This is a genomic window from Paracoccus sp. SSJ (assembly GCF_030234105.1).
GTDB lineage: Bacteria > Pseudomonadota > Alphaproteobacteria > Rhodobacterales > Rhodobacteraceae > Paracoccus > Paracoccus denitrificans.
This window is the reverse complement of record NZ_JASSPE010000007.1, coordinates 25,339-40,995: the sequence shown is the minus strand read 5'-3', so window position 1 is coordinate 40,995 and position 15,657 is coordinate 25,339. Positions and strand designations below refer to the sequence as shown.

The following is a 15,657-nucleotide window of genomic DNA, read 5'->3' as shown; positions in this document are numbered from 1 at the left end:
TCCCACTCGCAGGGGTGCCGCATTCTCTGGACGAAAGGGGCCGCACCGCCTTGCCCTGGCGCGCGCGGACATGCCGGCAGGGCGCTGACCCGCGGCGCGGCCCCCGCTTCGGCCCTGGATCAGCCAAAGACCATCAGCTTGACGGCGCGCGCATCGGTGACGCCGCCGCCGACGCGCTTGCTGGCATAGAACAGCACATGCGGCTTGGCCGAGAACGGGTCGCGCAGCACCCGCAGATCCGGCCGCTCGACGATGGTATAGGCCGAGCGGAAATCGCCGAAGGCGATGGAATGCGAGCCCTGCGCGATGTCCGGCATGTCCTCGCAGACCAGCACCGGATAGCCCAGCAGCTGCGCCGGCTGCCCCATGGCCAGGCTGTCCGCCCACAGGAAGCGGCCGTCCGCATCGCGCATCTTGCGCACCGCCGCGGCGGTCTTGGAATTCATCACGAAGCTCGCATTGGCGCGGTATTGCGCGCCCAGCGCATAGACCAGGTCGATCAGCGCATTGGCCGGATTGGTCGCGGCGAAATCGCCGGTCCCGCCCGACGGGATGGTGCCGATCTGCACATTGGTCGCGCTGCCGTTCGGCGCCTTGGCATGGGTCAGGATGCCGCGCGGCTTGTTCACCCCGTCGCCGCTGATAAAGGCCGTGGCCTCGGCGCGGGCGAATTTCTCGGCGATGCGCCCGGCCAGCCAGGTCTCGACGTCGAAGGCCGCGTCGTCCAGCAGGCGCTGGCTGGCCTTGGGCATGGCCGAAAGCTCGTGCACCGGGATCACCACCCGCTGCACGCTGGGCGTGCCGGTCTCGGCCTGGGCCGCGGCCTCGCTGGCCCAGCCATGGGCGATGTCGCCCATGTCGACCAGCACCTCGTAGCTCGCCGATTCCACCGCCACCACATTGGCGACGCGCCGCAGCGAGGCGGTGACGTTCAGCGCCTCCTGCACCTGCATCGCCACCGTCGGCGCCGCCAGGAACCCCCCGTCCGAGGTCGAGGTCATCGCCTTGCCCTCCAGCGGCAGCCCGCGCAGCGCGCCGTCGTCGCCGTGGCGGATATAGGCGTCAAAGGCCTTCTGATGCGGCGCGCCCTGGTCGGCCTCGACCGACAGGGGCGCGCGGGGGCGGGAAATCGTCTTGCGGTCCAGCATGGTCATGCGTTCTTCCTGTGCTTCCAATCGGTTCTGAATCTCGCTGCGGAATGCCTTCAACTCCTGGACAAAGCCCAGCATCTCGGCCCCCAGGTCGCCGGGCACGTCCGCCCCGGCCGCGGCTTTCACCTCGGTCATGATCCCCTCCGTTTCGGTGAAACTCACTTGGCGCGCAGCGCCAGCGTCGCGGCCCGAAAGGCCGCCGCCATCTCGTGGCCGGCATCGGATTTCGTGCCGACCCTGGCCTCGGCCAGCATCGGGAACGTCACCAGCGACACCTCCCACAGCTCGACCTCGGACAAGAGCCGCCGGCCCTTGCCGTCGCGCTCGGCCGCGATGGTGCGATAGCCGATGGACAGCCCGTCGATGGCGCCGGCGGCGACCAGCGCCGCCGCCTCGCGGGCCTGGGCGATCTCGGGCAGCAGCCGCCCCCTGACCCACAGCCCCTTGCCGTCCTCGCGGATTTCCTCCCAGACGCCGATGGGCCGGGCGGGATCGTGCTGCCACAGCATCCGCACCCGGTCGCCCCGCGCCGCCAGCCGCTTCAGGCTGGCGGCATAGGCGCCCCGGACCACGACGTCGCCGCCCTGGTCGGACATTCCGAACAGGCTGGCATAGCCCTCGATCCGCGTGCCCTCGGCCACCAGCGACCCGCCGGCGGCATATTTCAGCTCCAGCCCGTAATCCTTCAAACTCACCTCAGCCTCCTTTCGGCGCATATTCCAGGATCGACTGCACCGCCTGGGTCAGGATCACGGCGACGACGCCATAGACCGTCATCCACAGCCGCCGTTCCAGCCGCTCGATCAGCGCCTCGATGCGCTCCAGCCGGCGCTCCACCTGGCCGAATTGCAGCGCCATGATCCGCTCCTGCGTCTCAAGGCGCTGGTCGTGCCAGTCGAAGGGCTCCTTGACGAAACGCGAGCCCTCCATCTCACCCCTCCCCCTCCGGCAAGGGCGGCAGCCCCAGCACCGCCCGCTTTTCGGCATCGGTCAGAAAGCTTGCCTCGCCCACGCGCTTCCATTGCTGGTCGCGCTCCTCGGCCAGGGCCGGCACCTGGTCGGGATCGGCGCGCAGGTCGATCTCGACCCCCAGATGCTCGGAAAGCCACCAGGCCAGGGCCCCGGCCACGCGCGACACCAGCGGCAGCACCGTCAGCCGGTAAAAGGCCCGATGCGCCTCGGCATAATTGGCATAGGTCGCCTCGCCCGGAATGCCGATCAGCATCGGCGGCACGCCGAAGGCCTGCGCGATCTCGCGCGCCGCCGCCAGCTTGGTCTGGTGAAACTCCATGTCCGAGGGCGAGAACCCCATCGGCTTCCAGTCTAGCCCGCCTTCCAGCAGCATCGGCCGCCCGGCATTCCGGGCGCCCTGGTGATGCATCTCCATCTCGGTCACCAGCCGGTCGTACTGGTCCGGCGACAGGCCGCCCTGCCCGTCGGCACCCCTGTAGACGATGGCGCCGCTGGGCCGCGCCGCATTGTCCAAAAGCGCCTTGGACCAGCTCGACGCGCTGTTATGCACGTCCACCGCCACCGCCGCCGCCTGCATCGGCGACAGCCCGTGATGGTCGTCCAGCGGATGGAAACTGCGGATATGGCAGATCGGATCGGGACTGCCGGCCATGTCGAAGCGGACCTTGCGCCCGCCCACGCCGTATTCATAGGCGACGGGCCAGCCGTCCGGCCCCGGCACCACCGCCATCCGGTCGGCGCGCAGGACATGCAGCTCGGCCGGCAGCCCGCGGGCATCCGCGCCCACCGCCTCCAGATAGCCGTCGCCGCTCAGCAGGATTTGCCCGAACAGCGCCTCGAACAGCTCGGCCCGGCCCTGCCCCGGATTGGGCCGGCGCAGCAGGTCCAGCACCGGATGCACGTCATAGCGCCGCTCGCGGTCCTGGCAGATCAGCGGCACGGCGGCGGCGGCCTCGGCGATCAGCCGAACGGCGCGAAACCCGACCGGATTGCCGACGAAACCCAGGCGCGTCAGGCTGACCGTATCGCGCGGCGACCAGACCACGCGCCCCGAACCCGCCGCCAGAGCCACCAGCTTGCCGCCGGCGCTGGCCTTCTGCTCGACCTCGGCGACGGGCGGCCTCGCGGGCGCGGCCCGGCGCCCGAACCAGGGAAATGCCATCGGTTCCTCCTGAAATCCCAATGAAAAAGGGCCGCAAGCGCGACCCTTCCCAAGCCCCGAAAGGCCCTTTTTCCGTTTCGAAAATACCCTGGGGGGAGCGCCTGCCGCCCCCCGTCCAGGGGGGTGGCAGACGCGGGGGGCAAAGCCCCCTAAAGCCCCCGCACCGCCGGGCGCAGGTGATGCGCGGCCGGCTCGATCACCAGCTCGTGGATCGCCCAGACCAGCGCATCCAGCCGGTCGGGCGAGCCCTTGCCGTCATAGCCCGCCACCGTCATGCGGCACATCTGCTCCTCCAGCGGCCCCAGCCCGCGCAGGTGATGCACCCGCCCCTGCTCGGAAAGCGCCGCCACCGGCTCGGCCCGCAGCCCCTTGCCGCGCCCGGCCCGCAGGGCGCGGAACGGCACCAGCGGATCGACCTGCCGGATCACGCTCTCGACCAGGTCGCCGCCCTGGTTGACCTCGGCCACCAGCCGCTCGGCGCCGTGCCGCCCCATCGCCGCGATCGCCGCCCGCGCCCAGTCCAGCGGCCCGCCCCGGACCGAGGCATCCTCCAGCACATAGGCCCGCCACTGCGTCACCGGCCCCTCGCTGACCACGCCCGCGACCACGATCCCGCATTCGTCCGCAGCCGCGCCGCCCGTCACCGCCGGATCGACCGCGACGACGATGCGCGACAGCGCCGGCGCCGCCTCGACACGGCAGCGCTCCAGCAGGCCCGCGCTCCACAGCGCCCCCTCGACATCCTCCAGCAGCAAGCCCTCCAGCTCCTGCCGGCCCAGCCGCGTGCCGCCATAGCGCGCCTGCACCTCGGCCAGAAAGCTTTCCGCCAGATAGGCGCGGTTGGCATCGGTCGGCGCATGGGTGGTCACGGTCGAGGACTGGCGCAACAGCCGCTTCAGCACCGCCACGTTCTTCGGCGTGGTGGTGACGACCTGCTGCGGATGCTCCCCCAGCCGCAGCGCGAATTGCAGCATGTCCCAGCATTCCTCGGCCTTCTTCCACTTGGCCAGCTCGTCGACCCAGGCCGCGTCGAATTGCGGCCCGCGCAGCGCCTCGGGCTCATGGGCCGAGTAAAGCTGCGCCACCGCCCCGTTCGGCCAGACCAGCCGCCGCCGCCCCGCCTCCCAGACCGGCCGCCGGTCGGGCGGCGACGAGGCGAGGATGCCCGACTCGCCAAAGACCATCACGTCGCGCGCCTGGTCCAGCGTCTCGCTGACCAGCGCCACCCGCCGCGCCCGGCCCGGCGCCTCGGGGGTCGCGCCCTCGACCTGGGCGCGCACCCATTCGGCGCCGGCGCGGGTCTTGCCCGCACCGCGCCCGCCCATGATCACCCAGGTCCTCCAGTCGCCCTCGGGCGGCAGCTGATGCGGCAGCGCCCAGAACTCGAAGAGCCAGGGCAGGCTGGCCAGCGCATTCTCGCCCAGGGCCCCCAGGAACGCGTCAACCTCCTCCTGCGCGGCGCAGGCAAGCCAGGCGGCGCCCGATCTCGTCTCGTGCCGCGTCAAGGTCGAGTGCGCCTGCACCGACCCGCCCGGCAGCATCCTTGCGAAGCTTGTCAACCTTGCTCCTTTCCTCCAGCACCATCTGGGTCGCGGCCCGCAGCTCGCGCACCAGCTTGCCGGATTCCTTCAACTCGCCGGTCTCGCCGGCCTCGATCCTTTCGCGCAGCCGGTTCAGTTCCGCCGCATAGGACCGGAACAGCCCGTCCGCGATCTCCAGCACGTTTGTATCCGGCGCCGCGCCGGCGCCGGGCACGAAAGGCCCTTCCGGCGCCGTCGGCCCCGGATCGAAACTCTTGGTCATTCTTGATCGCCCTGCCCTCGTGTGCCTGTCCGCACGAGCGAGACATGAAAAAAGCGGCCTCGGGGTCGCCCCCGGCCGCTTGCCCATCTCTCCCAGCATGGGTGATTTCTACTTCAGGGCGTGCGCCGAGTCAACGCAAAACTCATGGTTGAGGCGCTCGCACCAGAAATTCCCATTGTAGAACAACGACCTAACCCGCGCAACACCCAACCGCACGCCGCGCGCAACGGGGGCGGTTTCCGCCCCCGCGCCCGGCTTGGTCAGTCGCCCTGCACCGGCGACAGCGGCTCTCCGCGCTGGCGCTCGATCTCGCGCCAGCGGGCGACGTTGCGGTTGTGCTCCTCCAGCGTGCGGGCAAAGGCGTGCCCGCCCGAGCCGTCGGCGACGAAAAAGACGTAATCCGTATCCTCCGGGTCCATCGCCGCCGCGATGGCGGCCCGGCCCGGATTGGCGATCGGCGTCGGCGGCAGCCCGTCGATCTGATAGGTGTTGTAGGGCGTGCGCCGCCGCAGTTCCGAGGCGCGGATGCCGCGGTCCAGCACCCCCTTGCCCTCGGTGACGCCATAGATCACCGTCGGGTCGGTCTCCAGCCGCATGCCGCGCCGCATCCGGTTGACGAATACGCTGGCCACCATCCGGCGCTCGTTCGGAACGCCCGTCTCCTTCTCGATGATCGAGGCCATGACCAGCGCCTCCTCGGGCGTCGCATAGGGCAGGTCGGGCTCGCGCGCCTCCCAGGCCGCGGCCAGGATCGCCGCCTGCCGCCGCTCCATCTCGGCCAAGAGCGCGGCGCGGTCGGCGCCCTTCTCGACGTCATAGGTGTCGGGCGCCAGGCTCCCCTCCCCCGGCAGCTTCGAGACCTCGCCGTCCAGGAACCCGGCCTGCTTCAGCCCCTCGGCCACCTGCCAGCTCGTCACGCCCTCGGCGACCAGGATGCGCAGCCGCGCATCCGGCTTCGCCTCCGCGGCGGTGATCACCTCGGGCGCGGGCTCGCTGGCGGGATTGTATTTCGCCTGTTCGGCGAACACCCCGGTCTCGGCATCCATGTCGCGCAGGATCACCGAGTTTTCCCGCACGCCGATGCGGAACAGGACCTCGGTGCCGCAGGTGCTGGGGCCGCCGGCGGTGATGACCTTGACCACGTCCTCCATGCTGGATTGCGGCGGCATCAGGTAAGAGCCGAATTTCAGATCGCGCGACTTGCCCTGGTAATCCGCCCCGGCCCGGAACACATAGGCGTTCGAGACGACGCCCTGCTCGGCAAGCTGCTGGCTCACCGCGTTCAGGCTGGCGCCGGGGGCGACGCGCACGCAGGCGGCCACGGCGCTGGGGCCGGGCCGGGTGTATTCGTGCTTGCCCCAGGCGATGGCCGCCGCGACCGCGATCAGGATCACGATCAGCAGCGTCAGGAAATTCGACGCGATGTGGCGCCAGATCATTCCTTGACCCGTCCCATCACCAGGCTGGCATTGGTGCCGCCAAAGCCGAAGCTGTTGGACAGCACATGATCCACCTTGCGCCGCACCGCGGCATTGGCGGCCAGGTCGATGGCCGTCTCGCGCGCCTGGTTGTCCAGGTTGATGGTCGGCGGGCAGATCTGGTCGCGGATGGCAAGGATGCAGAAGATCGCCTCGACCGCGCCCGCCGCGCCCAGCAGATGCCCGATGCTCGATTTGGTCGAGGACATCACCACATTGCCCGCCGCATCGCCCAGCAGCCGCTCGACCGCGCCCAGCTCGATCACGTCGGCCATGGTCGAGGTGCCGTGCGCGTTGATATAGTCCAGGTCGCCCGGCGACAGGTTGGCGCGCTTCAGCGCATTGGTCATGCTGCGGAAACCGCCGTCGCCGTCCTCGCTGGGCGCGGTGATGTGATAGGCGTCGCCCGACAGGCCATAGCCCAGGATCTCGGCATAGATCCTGGCGCCGCGCGCCTTGGCGTGCTCGTATTCCTCCAGCACCACGACGCCCGCGCCCTCGCCCATGACGAAGCCGTCGCGATCCTCGTCCCAGGGGCGGCTCGCCGCCTTGGGGTCGTCCTCGCGCTTGGTCGACAGCGCCTTGCAGGCGTTGAAGCCGGCGATGCCGATCTCGCAGATCGGGCTTTCGGTGCCGCCGGCGACCATGACATCCGCGTCGCCCAGCGCGATCAGCCGCGCCGCGTCGCCGATGGCATGCGCCCCGGTCGAGCAGGCGGTGACCACCGCATGGTTCGGCCCCTTGAAGCCGAAGCGGATCGAGACCTGGCCCGAGACCAGGTTGATCAGCGCCCCCGGAATGAAGAACGGGCTGACCCGCTTAGGCCCGCGTTCCTTGATCAGCACCGCCGTCTCGGCGATCGAGCGCAGCCCGCCGATGCCCGAGCCGATCATGACCCCGGTGCGCTCGCGCTCGTCCTCGTTCGCCGGCTCCCAGCCGGAATCCTTCACCGCCTGCTCGGCGGCGGCCATGCCGTAAAGGATGAAGTCGTCGACCTTGCGCCGGTCCTTGGGCTCCATCCAGTCGTCGGGGTTGAACGTGCCGTCCGAGCCGTCGCCCAAGGGGATCTCGCAGGCATATTTCGTCGCCACGTCCTTGGTGTCGAACCGGGTGATCGGTCCGGCGCCGGATTCTCCGGCCAGAAGCCTCGACCAGGTCTCCTCGACCCCCGAGGCCAGCGGCGTGACCATCCCCAGTCCGGTGACGACAACTCTGCGCATGCACGGGCTCCCTTCGCAACGCTCAATCGGGCAGGTTCTACACGCCGCCCGCCCGCCGCGCAACGCAAAGCGCCGCCCGGCCGGCGGGCTGCCGCCCCCGCCGGGGCGGGCGGGTCCGGCTCAGTCGCGGTGAAACTCCGGCTTGCGCTTTTCCAGAAAGGCCCGCATGCCCTCGCGCTGGCCTTCGGTGCCGAACAGCCGGTGGAACAGCCGCCGCTCCCAGGCGACGCCCTCGGCCAGCGACAGCTCCTCGGCCCGCATCACCGCCTCGCGCGCCAGCCGCGTCGCCGGCCGCGAATAGCCGGCGATCTGCCGCGCCGCCGCCATCGCCTCGGCCACGACCTGATCGTCGGGCACCACCCGCGCCACCAGCCCGGCGCGCAACGCCTCGGCCGCGTCCATCATCCGGCCGGTCAGGTGCAGGTCCATCGACAGCGCCCGCCCGATCAGTTTCGTCATGCGCTGCGTGCCGCCCATGCCGGCGATCACGCCCAGCTTGACCTCGGGCTGGCCGAATTTCGCGCCCTCGCCGGCGATGGCGAAATCGCACATCATCACCAGCTCGCAGCCGCCGCCCAGCGCATAGCCGTTCACCGCCGCGATCTTGGGCGTGCGCGTCGCCGCGAAACGGTCCCAGATGGCAAAGAAATCCGCCTCGACCATCTCCTCGGCGCTCTTCTCGGCCATTTCCGAAATATCCGCCCCCGCCGCAAAAGCCCGATCCGAGCCGGTGACGACGATGGCGCCCACGCCCCTGTCGGCATCCAGCGCCTCGGCCGCCGCCGTCAGTTCCTCGGCCAGCGCCGAGTTCAGCGCGTTCAGCGCCTCGGGCCGGTTCAGCCGGATCAGCGCCACGCGGCCCTCCCGCGTGATCTCGATCAGTTCAGCCATGCTCCCCCCTCACAGGTTGCGGGCGATGACGAGGCGCTGCACCTCGCTCGTCCCCTCGTAGATCTGGCAGACGCGCACGTCGCGATAGATGCGCTCGACCGGGTAATCGGCCAGGTAGCCATAGCCGCCATGCAGCTGGATCGCCGCCGAACAGACCCTTTCCGCCATTTCCGAGGCGAAAAGCTTGGCCATGCTGGCTTCGGTCAGGCAGGGCTTGCCCGCCTCGCGCAGCATGGCCGCGCGCAGCACCATCAGCCGCGCCGCGTCGATCTGCGTCGCCATGTCCGCCAGCCTGAAGGCCACCGCCTGATGCTCGATGATCGGTCGGCCGAAGGTGATGCGTTCCCGCGCATAGGCCAGCGCCGCCTCATAGGCGCCGCGCGCCATGCCGACCGCCTGCGCGGCGATGCCGATGCGCCCGCCCTCCAGGTTCGACAGCGCGATCCGGTAGCCCTCGCCCTCGGCGCCCAGCCGGTTCTCGACCGGCACCCGCATGCCGGTGAATGCCAGCGCGCAGGTGTCCGAGCTGTGCTGCCCCAGCTTGTGCTCGACCGAGACCACCTCGTAGCCCGGCGTATCCGTCGGCACGATGAAGGCGGAGATCCCCTTCTTGCCCGCCGCCGCATCCGTCACCGCAAAGACGATCACCACCTTGCCGTTCTTGCCCGAGGTGATGAACTGCTTGGCCCCGTCGATGACGTAATGGTCGCCCTCGCGCCGCGCCTTGGTGCGCAGGTTCGACGCGTCCGAGCCGGCATGCGGCTCGGTCAGCGCGAAACCCCCGATCCACTCGCCGCTCGCCATCTTCGGCAGGAAGCGCGCCTTCTGCTCGTCGGTGCCAAAGCGCAGGATCGGCACGCAGCCGACCGAGCTGTGCACCGACATGATGGTCGAGCACGCCCCGTCCGCCGCCGCGATCTCTTCCAGCGCCAGCGCATAGGCGACCGCGCCGGTTTCCGACCCGCCATGCTCCTCGGGCACCAGCATGCCCAGGAAACCCAGCTCGCCCATCTCGGTCAGCTCGGCGCGCGGAAAGGCGTGCTCGCGGTCGCGCTGCGCCGCCCCCGGCGCCAGCCGTTCCCGCGCAAAGTCGCGGGCGGCGTCGCGGATCTGTTCCTGTTCCTCGGTCAGCATCATTGCATCCTCTCGATGGCCACCGCCGTCGCCTCGCCCCCGCCGATGCACAGCGACGCGATGCCGCGCTGGCCCCCATGCGTCTCCAGCGCCGCCAGCAGCGTCACCAGCACCCGCGCGCCCGAGGCGCCGATGGGATGGCCCAGCGCGCAGGCGCCGCCATGCACGTTCACCGCATCATGCGACAGGCCAAGGTCGCGCATCGCCGCCATGGCGACCACCGCGAAAGCCTCGTTGACCTCGAACAGGTCGTAGTCGCCGATCGCCGTCCCCGTCCGCTCCAGCAACCGCCGGACCGAGCCGATGGGCGCGGTCGGAAACAGGCCCGGCTTGTCGGCAAAGGTCGCGTGCCCAAGGATCCGCGCCCGCGGCACCAGCCCGCGCCGCTCGGCCTCGGCGGCCCGCATCAGCACCAGCGCCGCCGCCCCGTCCGAGATCGAGGAGCTGTTCGCCGCCGTCACCGTGCCATCCTTGCGAAAGGCCGGCCTCAAGGTCGGGATCTTGTCCGGCCGCGCCTTGCCCGGCTGCTCGTCGGTGTCCACGACCGTCTCGCCGCCGCGCCCCCTGACCGTCACCGGCGCGATCTCGCCCACGAAATGCCCCGCGGCGATGGCCTTCTGCGCCCGGGTCAGCGAGGAAATCGCGAACTCGTCCTGCGCCTCGCGCGTGAACTGATAGGCTTCGGCGCAATCCTCGGCGAATGTGCCCATCAGCCGGCCCTTGTCATAGGCGTCCTCCAGCCCGTCCAGGAACATGTGGTCCATCACCTGCCCATGCCCCATGCGATAGCCCGACCGCGCCTTCGGCAGCAGATAGGGCGCGTTCGACATGCTCTCCATGCCGCCCGCCACCACCACATCGGCGGAACCGGCCAGGATCAGGTCATGGCCCAGCATCGCCGCCTTCATGCCCGATCCGCACATCTTGTTGACGGTCGTGGCGCCGGCGCCCAGGGGCAGGCCCGCGCCCAGCGCCGCCTGCCGCGCCGGGGCCTGGCCCTGGCCGGCGGGCAGCACGCAGCCCATGATGATCTCGTCCACCGCCTGCGGGTCCAGGCCCCCCAGCGCCGCCTTGATCGCGGTCGCGCCCAGCGCGGCGGCCTCGACCCCGGCGAAATCGCCCTGGAAGCCGCCCATCGGCGTGCGGGCCGAGCCCACGATGACAATCGGATCGGTGCTCATGATGGATCTCCCCTATTTCGGTGCCATGCGCAGCGCGCCGTCCAGCCGGACGACCTCGCCGTTCAGCATCTGGTTTTCGACGATATGGCGCACCAGCGCCGCATATTCCGCCGGATTGCCCAGCCGCGGCGGAAACGGCACGTTGGCGCCCAGGCTGTCCTGCACCTCCTGCGGCAGCCCGGCCATCATCGGCGTGGCAAAGATCCCCGGCGCGATGGTCACCACCCGGATGCCGTGCCGCGCCAGTTCCCGCGCCGCCGGCAGGGTCAGCGCCGCGACGCCGCCCTTCGAGGCCGCATAGGCCGCCTGGCCGATCTGCCCGTCATAGGCCGCGATCGAGGCGGTGTTGACGATCACCCCGCGCTCGCCGCCCTCGCCCGGCGCGTTCTTCGCCATGGCATCGGCGGCCAGCCGCAGCATGTTGAAGGTGCCGATCAGGTTGATCTGGACGGCGCGGGCGAAACTCTCCAGCCCGTGCGGCCCCTCGCGCCCGACGATCTTCTCGCCCGGAGCCACGCCGGCGCAATTCACCGCCACGTCGATCCGGCCGAACGCCTCCAGCGCCGCGGCCACCGCCGCCTCGCCCTCCGGGCCGCTGGTCACGTCGGTCCTGACGAAACGCGCCGCCTCGCCCAGTTCCGCAGCCATCGCCGCGCCGGCCTCGGCGTTCACGTCCAGCAGCACCGCCCGCGCGCCCGCGCCGACCGCCATGCGCGCCACCGCCGCGCCAAGGCCGGAGCCGGCGCCTGTGATCACAAAAACCCTGTTCTCGATCTGCATGATGTCCTTACTCCCGGGCCAGTTTTTCGACTTCCGCCTTGCGCAGGACAAAGCGCTGGATCTTGCCGCTCGGCGTCTTGGGCAGGTCGGCGACGAAATCGATCATCCGGGGATAGGCATGGGCCGACAAGCGTTTCTTGACATGCTGCGCCAGTTCCTCGCGCAGCGCCTCGGTTCCCTCGACCCCCTTGGCCAGCACGACGAAGGCTTTCACGATCTCGGTCCGCTCGGGATCCGGCACGCCGACCACCGCCGCCTCGACCACCGCAGGATGCTCGATCAGCGCGCTTTCCACGTCGAAGGGCCCGATGCGATAGCCCGAGGACGTGATCACATCGTCCGACCGCCCGATAAAGCTGATCGACCCGTCCGGCTCGAACTCCACGCTGTCGCCGGTGCGGTAATAGCCCCCCGCCAGCGCCGGCGTCGCCTGGTTCAGATAGCCGGAAAACCACATCAGCGGCGAGCGCTTCATGTCGATGGCCAGCACGCCCGGCTGGTTCGGTCCCAGTTCGTTGCCGTCATCGTCCAGCACCACGATGCGATAGCCCGGCATCGCCAGCCCGGCCGAGCCCGGACGCACCGGATGCTCCAGCCCGTGATGGTTGTTCACGCACATGCCCATCTCGGTCTGGCCGTAATGGTCGTGGATCGGCACCGCCAGATGCTCGCCGAACCAGCGGATGATCTCGGGGTTCAGGGGCTCGCCGGCGGAACTGACCACCCGCAGCCGCCCCTTGACCGCCCCGGCCGCCTCCGGCCCCGCCGCGATCAGCAGCCGGTATGCGGTGGGCGAGCCGGCAAGGCTCGTCACCCCCATGCGCTCGATGATGCGATAGGTCGTCTCGGCGGTAAAGCCGCCCTCGTAGAGGATCGTCGGCTGGCCCAGCAGCAGGGGCCCGGTCAGCGCATAGTAAAGCCCGTAAGCCCAGCCCGGATCGGCGATGTTCCAGAACACGTCCGTCTCGCGCAGGTCGATGGCGTCGCGCATATAGGCGCCGAATGCCAAGAGCGCCCGCAACGGCACCGGCACCCCCTTGGGCAGCCCGGTGGTGCCCGAGGTGGACATCATCATGAACAGATCCTCGCCGCGCCGCATCACCGGCTCGAACTGGTCCGAGGCCATGGCCAGCGCCTCGCGGAAATCGACATCGCCCGGCGCCAGCGGCCCGTCGCCGCGCAGGGTGGCGACCAGCGGGCAGTCCTCGACCTCGTCCAGCTTGGGCCGCTGCGCGGCATTCGTCACCACCAGCTTGGCGCCGCTGGTCTTCAGCCGGTGCTCGATGGCCTTGGGACCAAAGGCGGTGAACAGCGGCTGATAGACCGCGCCCAGCCGCCAGGCGCCCAGCACCGTCGCGACCAGCTCGACCGTGCGCGGCAACAGCCCCGCCACCACGTCGCCCGGCCGGATGCCCTTGTCGCGCATCAGGTTCGCCGCCCGCGCCGACAGCGCGCGCAGATCCTCGAATGTGTATTCCACCAGCGCCTCGTCCGCCGACAGGCAACGCAGCGCCACCCGGTCCGCGCCGCAATGGCGGTCGCAGCATTCGACGCAGGCGTTCAGCCCGGTCTCCAGGTCGCCGCGCAGCCCGGCGATGGCGTCCTCGATGCGGAATTGCGCCACGGCCTGCTCATAGCCGGGCCGCGACCGGGACAGGGTCGTCGCAGACATGTCTCTCCTCCTCAAACTCTCCCGCATCCCGCGGGCTCCATGAGTTCGGCGGCAGCTTAGCGCCGACCGCATTGCAAACAATGACATTCGCGGCCAGAATATCTGATCGGTTTTGCAATAACGGGCGCCATGGAACGCCGCACCATCTCCCCCGGCTTCGTCGAGGACGCGCTGGACTGCCTTCACCGCCGCGGCATCGACCCGGCGCCGCTCCTGGCCCATGCCGGCATCGCGGCCCTGGGCGAGCCGGTCTCGAACCTGCAATACGGCAAGCTCTGGCTCGCCATCGCCGACCTGATCCGCGACGAGTTCTTCGACGAGGCCGCCCGCCCCATGCGCCCCGGCAGCTTCCAGCTGCTCTGCCATGCGGTCCTGCATGCCGGCACGCTGGAGCGCGCCCTGCGCCGGGCGCTGCTGTTCCTGTCCGTCACCCTGGACGACCCGACCGGAGAGCTGCGCCTGCGCGACGGCCAGGCCGAGATCGTGCTCGCCGACGCCGGCCCGCCGCGCCGCGCCTTCGCCTATCGCACCTACTGGCTGGTCCTGCTGGGGGTGATGTGCTGGCTGATCGGCCGCCGCATCCCGCTGATGCAGGTCGATTTCGCCTGCCCCGCACCGGAAAACCGCCGCGACTACCACCAGTTCTTCGGCGCCCCGGTGCATTTCGACCAGCCGGCCAGCCGCCTGACCTTTGCCGCCAGCTACCTGTCCCTGCCGACCATCCGCAGCGAAAAGGCGCTTCAGGGCTTCCTGCGCGGCGCGCCCGCCAACATCCTGCTGCGCTATCGCCACGACCAGGGGCTGTCGGCGCGCATCCGCGCCCGGCTGCGTGCCGCCCCGCCCGAGGACTGGCCCGATTTCGACCGCCTCGCCGCCGACCTGCGCCTGTCGCCCGCCACGCTGCGCCGCCGCCTGCGGGCCGAGGGCCAGGGCTTCGCCGCCATCCGTGCCGAGATCCGGTTGATGCGCGCCCGCCAGCTTCTGCGCGACACCGACCTCAGCGTGGCCGAGATCGCCGCCCGCCTCGGCTATGGCGAACCCAGCGCCTTCCACCGCGCCTTTCTCAAGATCGCCGGCACCACGCCCGCCGCGTTTCGCCGCGCGGCGCTCAGCCCGCCGCCATCCACAGCCGGAACCGCCGCCCGCCGGTGATCTCGCGCGCCAGCCCCAGCGCCTTCATCCGCGACAGCATCCGCTCGGCGGTGTCGCGGCTGATGCCGGCGCTGTCCTCCAGCATCGCCGCGCTCAGCAGGGGATGCGCGGCCAGCGCCCGGATCACCCGGCCCGCATTCTCGCCCTTGACCCCCGCCATGGCCTCCAGCGCCCGGGCCTGCCACTCGGCCACCCGCGCCAATTCGTGCCGCGCATCCATGATCGCCGCCGTGACTGCGGCAAGATGCCGCGCCATGCGCTCGGCCGGGGAACCGCCGTCGACCCAGACCCCGCGGCCGTGCCGGCCCAGCGGCACGAAGCGCAGCGCCTCGCAGCCCTCGGCCATGTCCCGCGCCGTCCAGGTGGCCGGCTCGGCCAGCACCTCGGGCGCCGACAGCCCGCACAGCCGCCACAGGACCCGCAGCGCCGCCGCCCGGACCAGGGGCGCCAGCCCGGCGACCTGCCCGGCCAGTTCCCGGAACTCGCCCACCGCAGCGTCGAAATCCCGCCCGGTCGGTCGCGTCGCCAGCAACTCGTCCAGCCCCGAGACCTCGGCCCGGTGCAGCCCCAGAAAGCCGCGCAGGTCGCGCGGATCGCCCTGCCCCTCCAGCCGCCGGATGCCCCAGCGCGCCAGCCGCATCGCCTCCAGATCGGCCCCGGCCCGTGCTTCCATCAGGTCGCGGCCGATATCCTCGCGCCGCAGCGGCGTGCCCTGCGCCCACAGCATCGCCTCGACCTCGATCAGCGCCAGCCGCCGGTTGGCGCCGGCCTGCGCCTCGGGCTCCAGCGCCGCCACCGCGCCCTCCAGCCGCCCCAGCGCGAATGCGGCCCGCGCCAGATCGGCGGTCAGGCCGGCCTGCGCGGAAAACCACTCCGAGGCATCAAAAAACTGGTGCGCAGCCGATTTTCCGTGATATTCTGTGTCCGAAGCGGATGGCATGTTTCCCGACCTGCAAGCAACCTTATCCGCAGAATAACCCCATTTTGCGGATCACTGGAAGAGGCGCTATCCCGCCCCCATCCACAGCCCCGTTTCCCGGCCCGAAACCCCGCCCCGCAGC

The 15,657-nt window shown here is 70.5% G+C and carries 15 protein-coding genes; 1 reads left to right on the top strand and 14 read right to left on the bottom strand.

The window, feature by feature from the left end; all coding sequences use genetic code 11:
- Positions 1-119 precede the first annotated feature (119 nt).
- The 13 genes from QPR87_RS09480 to QPR87_RS09420 form a co-directional block, all read right to left on the bottom strand.
- Complete coding sequence (locus tag QPR87_RS09480) at positions 120-1,286, bottom strand: phage major capsid protein (RefSeq protein ID WP_011749172.1); 1,167 nt, start codon at positions 1,284-1,286, stop codon at positions 120-122.
- A gap of 23 nt (positions 1,287-1,309) precedes the next feature.
- A complete protein-coding gene (locus QPR87_RS09475) occupies positions 1,310-1,867 on the bottom strand; it encodes an HK97 family phage prohead protease (RefSeq protein WP_011749173.1) in 558 nt (185 codons plus the stop codon).
- Entirely contained in the window at positions 1,848-2,081 is a 234-nt protein-coding gene (locus QPR87_RS09470) for a GTA head formation protein, RCAP_rcc01685 family (protein ID WP_011749174.1), read from the bottom strand. Before QPR87_RS09470 ends, QPR87_RS09475 begins: the two co-directional genes overlap by 20 nt.
- A gap of 1 nt (position 2,082) precedes the next feature.
- On the bottom strand, positions 2,083-3,285 hold the full coding sequence (locus tag QPR87_RS09465) for a phage portal protein (RefSeq protein WP_285049344.1): 1,203 nt from the start codon (positions 3,283-3,285) through the stop codon (positions 2,083-2,085).
- 149 nt (positions 3,286-3,434) lie between these two features.
- The gene (locus QPR87_RS09460; RefSeq protein ID WP_285049527.1) at positions 3,435-4,826 is read right to left on the bottom strand and encodes a DNA-packaging protein; all 1,392 of its coding nucleotides are present in this window, start codon (positions 4,824-4,826) and stop codon (positions 3,435-3,437) included.
- Positions 4,726-5,088, bottom strand: coding sequence for a hypothetical protein (locus QPR87_RS09455; protein WP_049792375.1), 363 nt, complete (start codon positions 5,086-5,088; stop codon positions 4,726-4,728). The genes QPR87_RS09460 and QPR87_RS09455 overlap by 101 nt, the downstream gene beginning before the upstream one ends.
- A 260-nt stretch (positions 5,089-5,348) precedes the next feature.
- Positions 5,349-6,527 carry an endolytic transglycosylase MltG gene (gene mltG / locus QPR87_RS09450; protein ID WP_104492671.1) on the bottom strand — a complete coding sequence of 393 codons (1,179 nt, stop codon included), beginning with the start codon at positions 6,525-6,527 and terminating at the stop codon, positions 5,349-5,351.
- Complete coding sequence (gene fabF / locus QPR87_RS09445; protein ID WP_285049341.1) at positions 6,524-7,786, bottom strand: beta-ketoacyl-ACP synthase II; 1,263 nt, start codon at positions 7,784-7,786, stop codon at positions 6,524-6,526. Before fabF ends, mltG begins: the two co-directional genes overlap by 4 nt.
- Positions 7,787-7,906: 120 nt before the next feature.
- Positions 7,907-8,677 (bottom strand): enoyl-CoA hydratase-related protein, encoded by a 771-nt coding sequence (locus QPR87_RS09440; protein WP_011749179.1) that lies wholly within the window; start codon positions 8,675-8,677, stop codon positions 7,907-7,909.
- Between the two features lie 9 nt (positions 8,678-8,686).
- Positions 8,687-9,814: an acyl-CoA dehydrogenase family protein gene (locus tag QPR87_RS09435; RefSeq protein WP_231000144.1), complete on the bottom strand. Its 1,128-nt coding sequence runs from the start codon at positions 9,812-9,814 to the stop codon at positions 8,687-8,689.
- Positions 9,811-10,992: an acetyl-CoA C-acyltransferase gene (locus tag QPR87_RS09430; RefSeq protein ID WP_285049339.1), complete on the bottom strand. Its 1,182-nt coding sequence runs from the start codon at positions 10,990-10,992 to the stop codon at positions 9,811-9,813. The genes QPR87_RS09435 and QPR87_RS09430 overlap by 4 nt, the downstream gene beginning before the upstream one ends.
- Positions 10,993-11,004: 12 nt before the next feature.
- Positions 11,005-11,772 (bottom strand): SDR family NAD(P)-dependent oxidoreductase, encoded by a 768-nt coding sequence (locus QPR87_RS09425; RefSeq protein WP_231000145.1) that lies wholly within the window; start codon positions 11,770-11,772, stop codon positions 11,005-11,007.
- Positions 11,773-11,779: 7 nt separating this feature from the next.
- Positions 11,780-13,444, bottom strand: a complete 1,665-nt coding sequence (locus QPR87_RS09420; protein ID WP_041530319.1) for an acyl-CoA synthetase — start codon at positions 13,442-13,444, stop codon at positions 11,780-11,782.
- Positions 13,445-13,573: 129 nt separating this feature from the next.
- On the opposite strand from QPR87_RS09420, the gene QPR87_RS09415 reads away from it, so the two are divergent.
- Positions 13,574-14,596, top strand: a complete 1,023-nt coding sequence (locus tag QPR87_RS09415; protein ID WP_011749184.1) for an AraC family transcriptional regulator — start codon at positions 13,574-13,576, stop codon at positions 14,594-14,596.
- Here the strand turns inward: QPR87_RS09415 and QPR87_RS09410 are convergent.
- Entirely contained in the window at positions 14,553-15,536 is a 984-nt protein-coding gene (locus tag QPR87_RS09410; protein ID WP_285049335.1) for a Fic family protein, read from the bottom strand. The genes QPR87_RS09415 and QPR87_RS09410 overlap by 44 nt on opposite strands.
- Positions 15,537-15,657 lie beyond the last annotated feature (121 nt).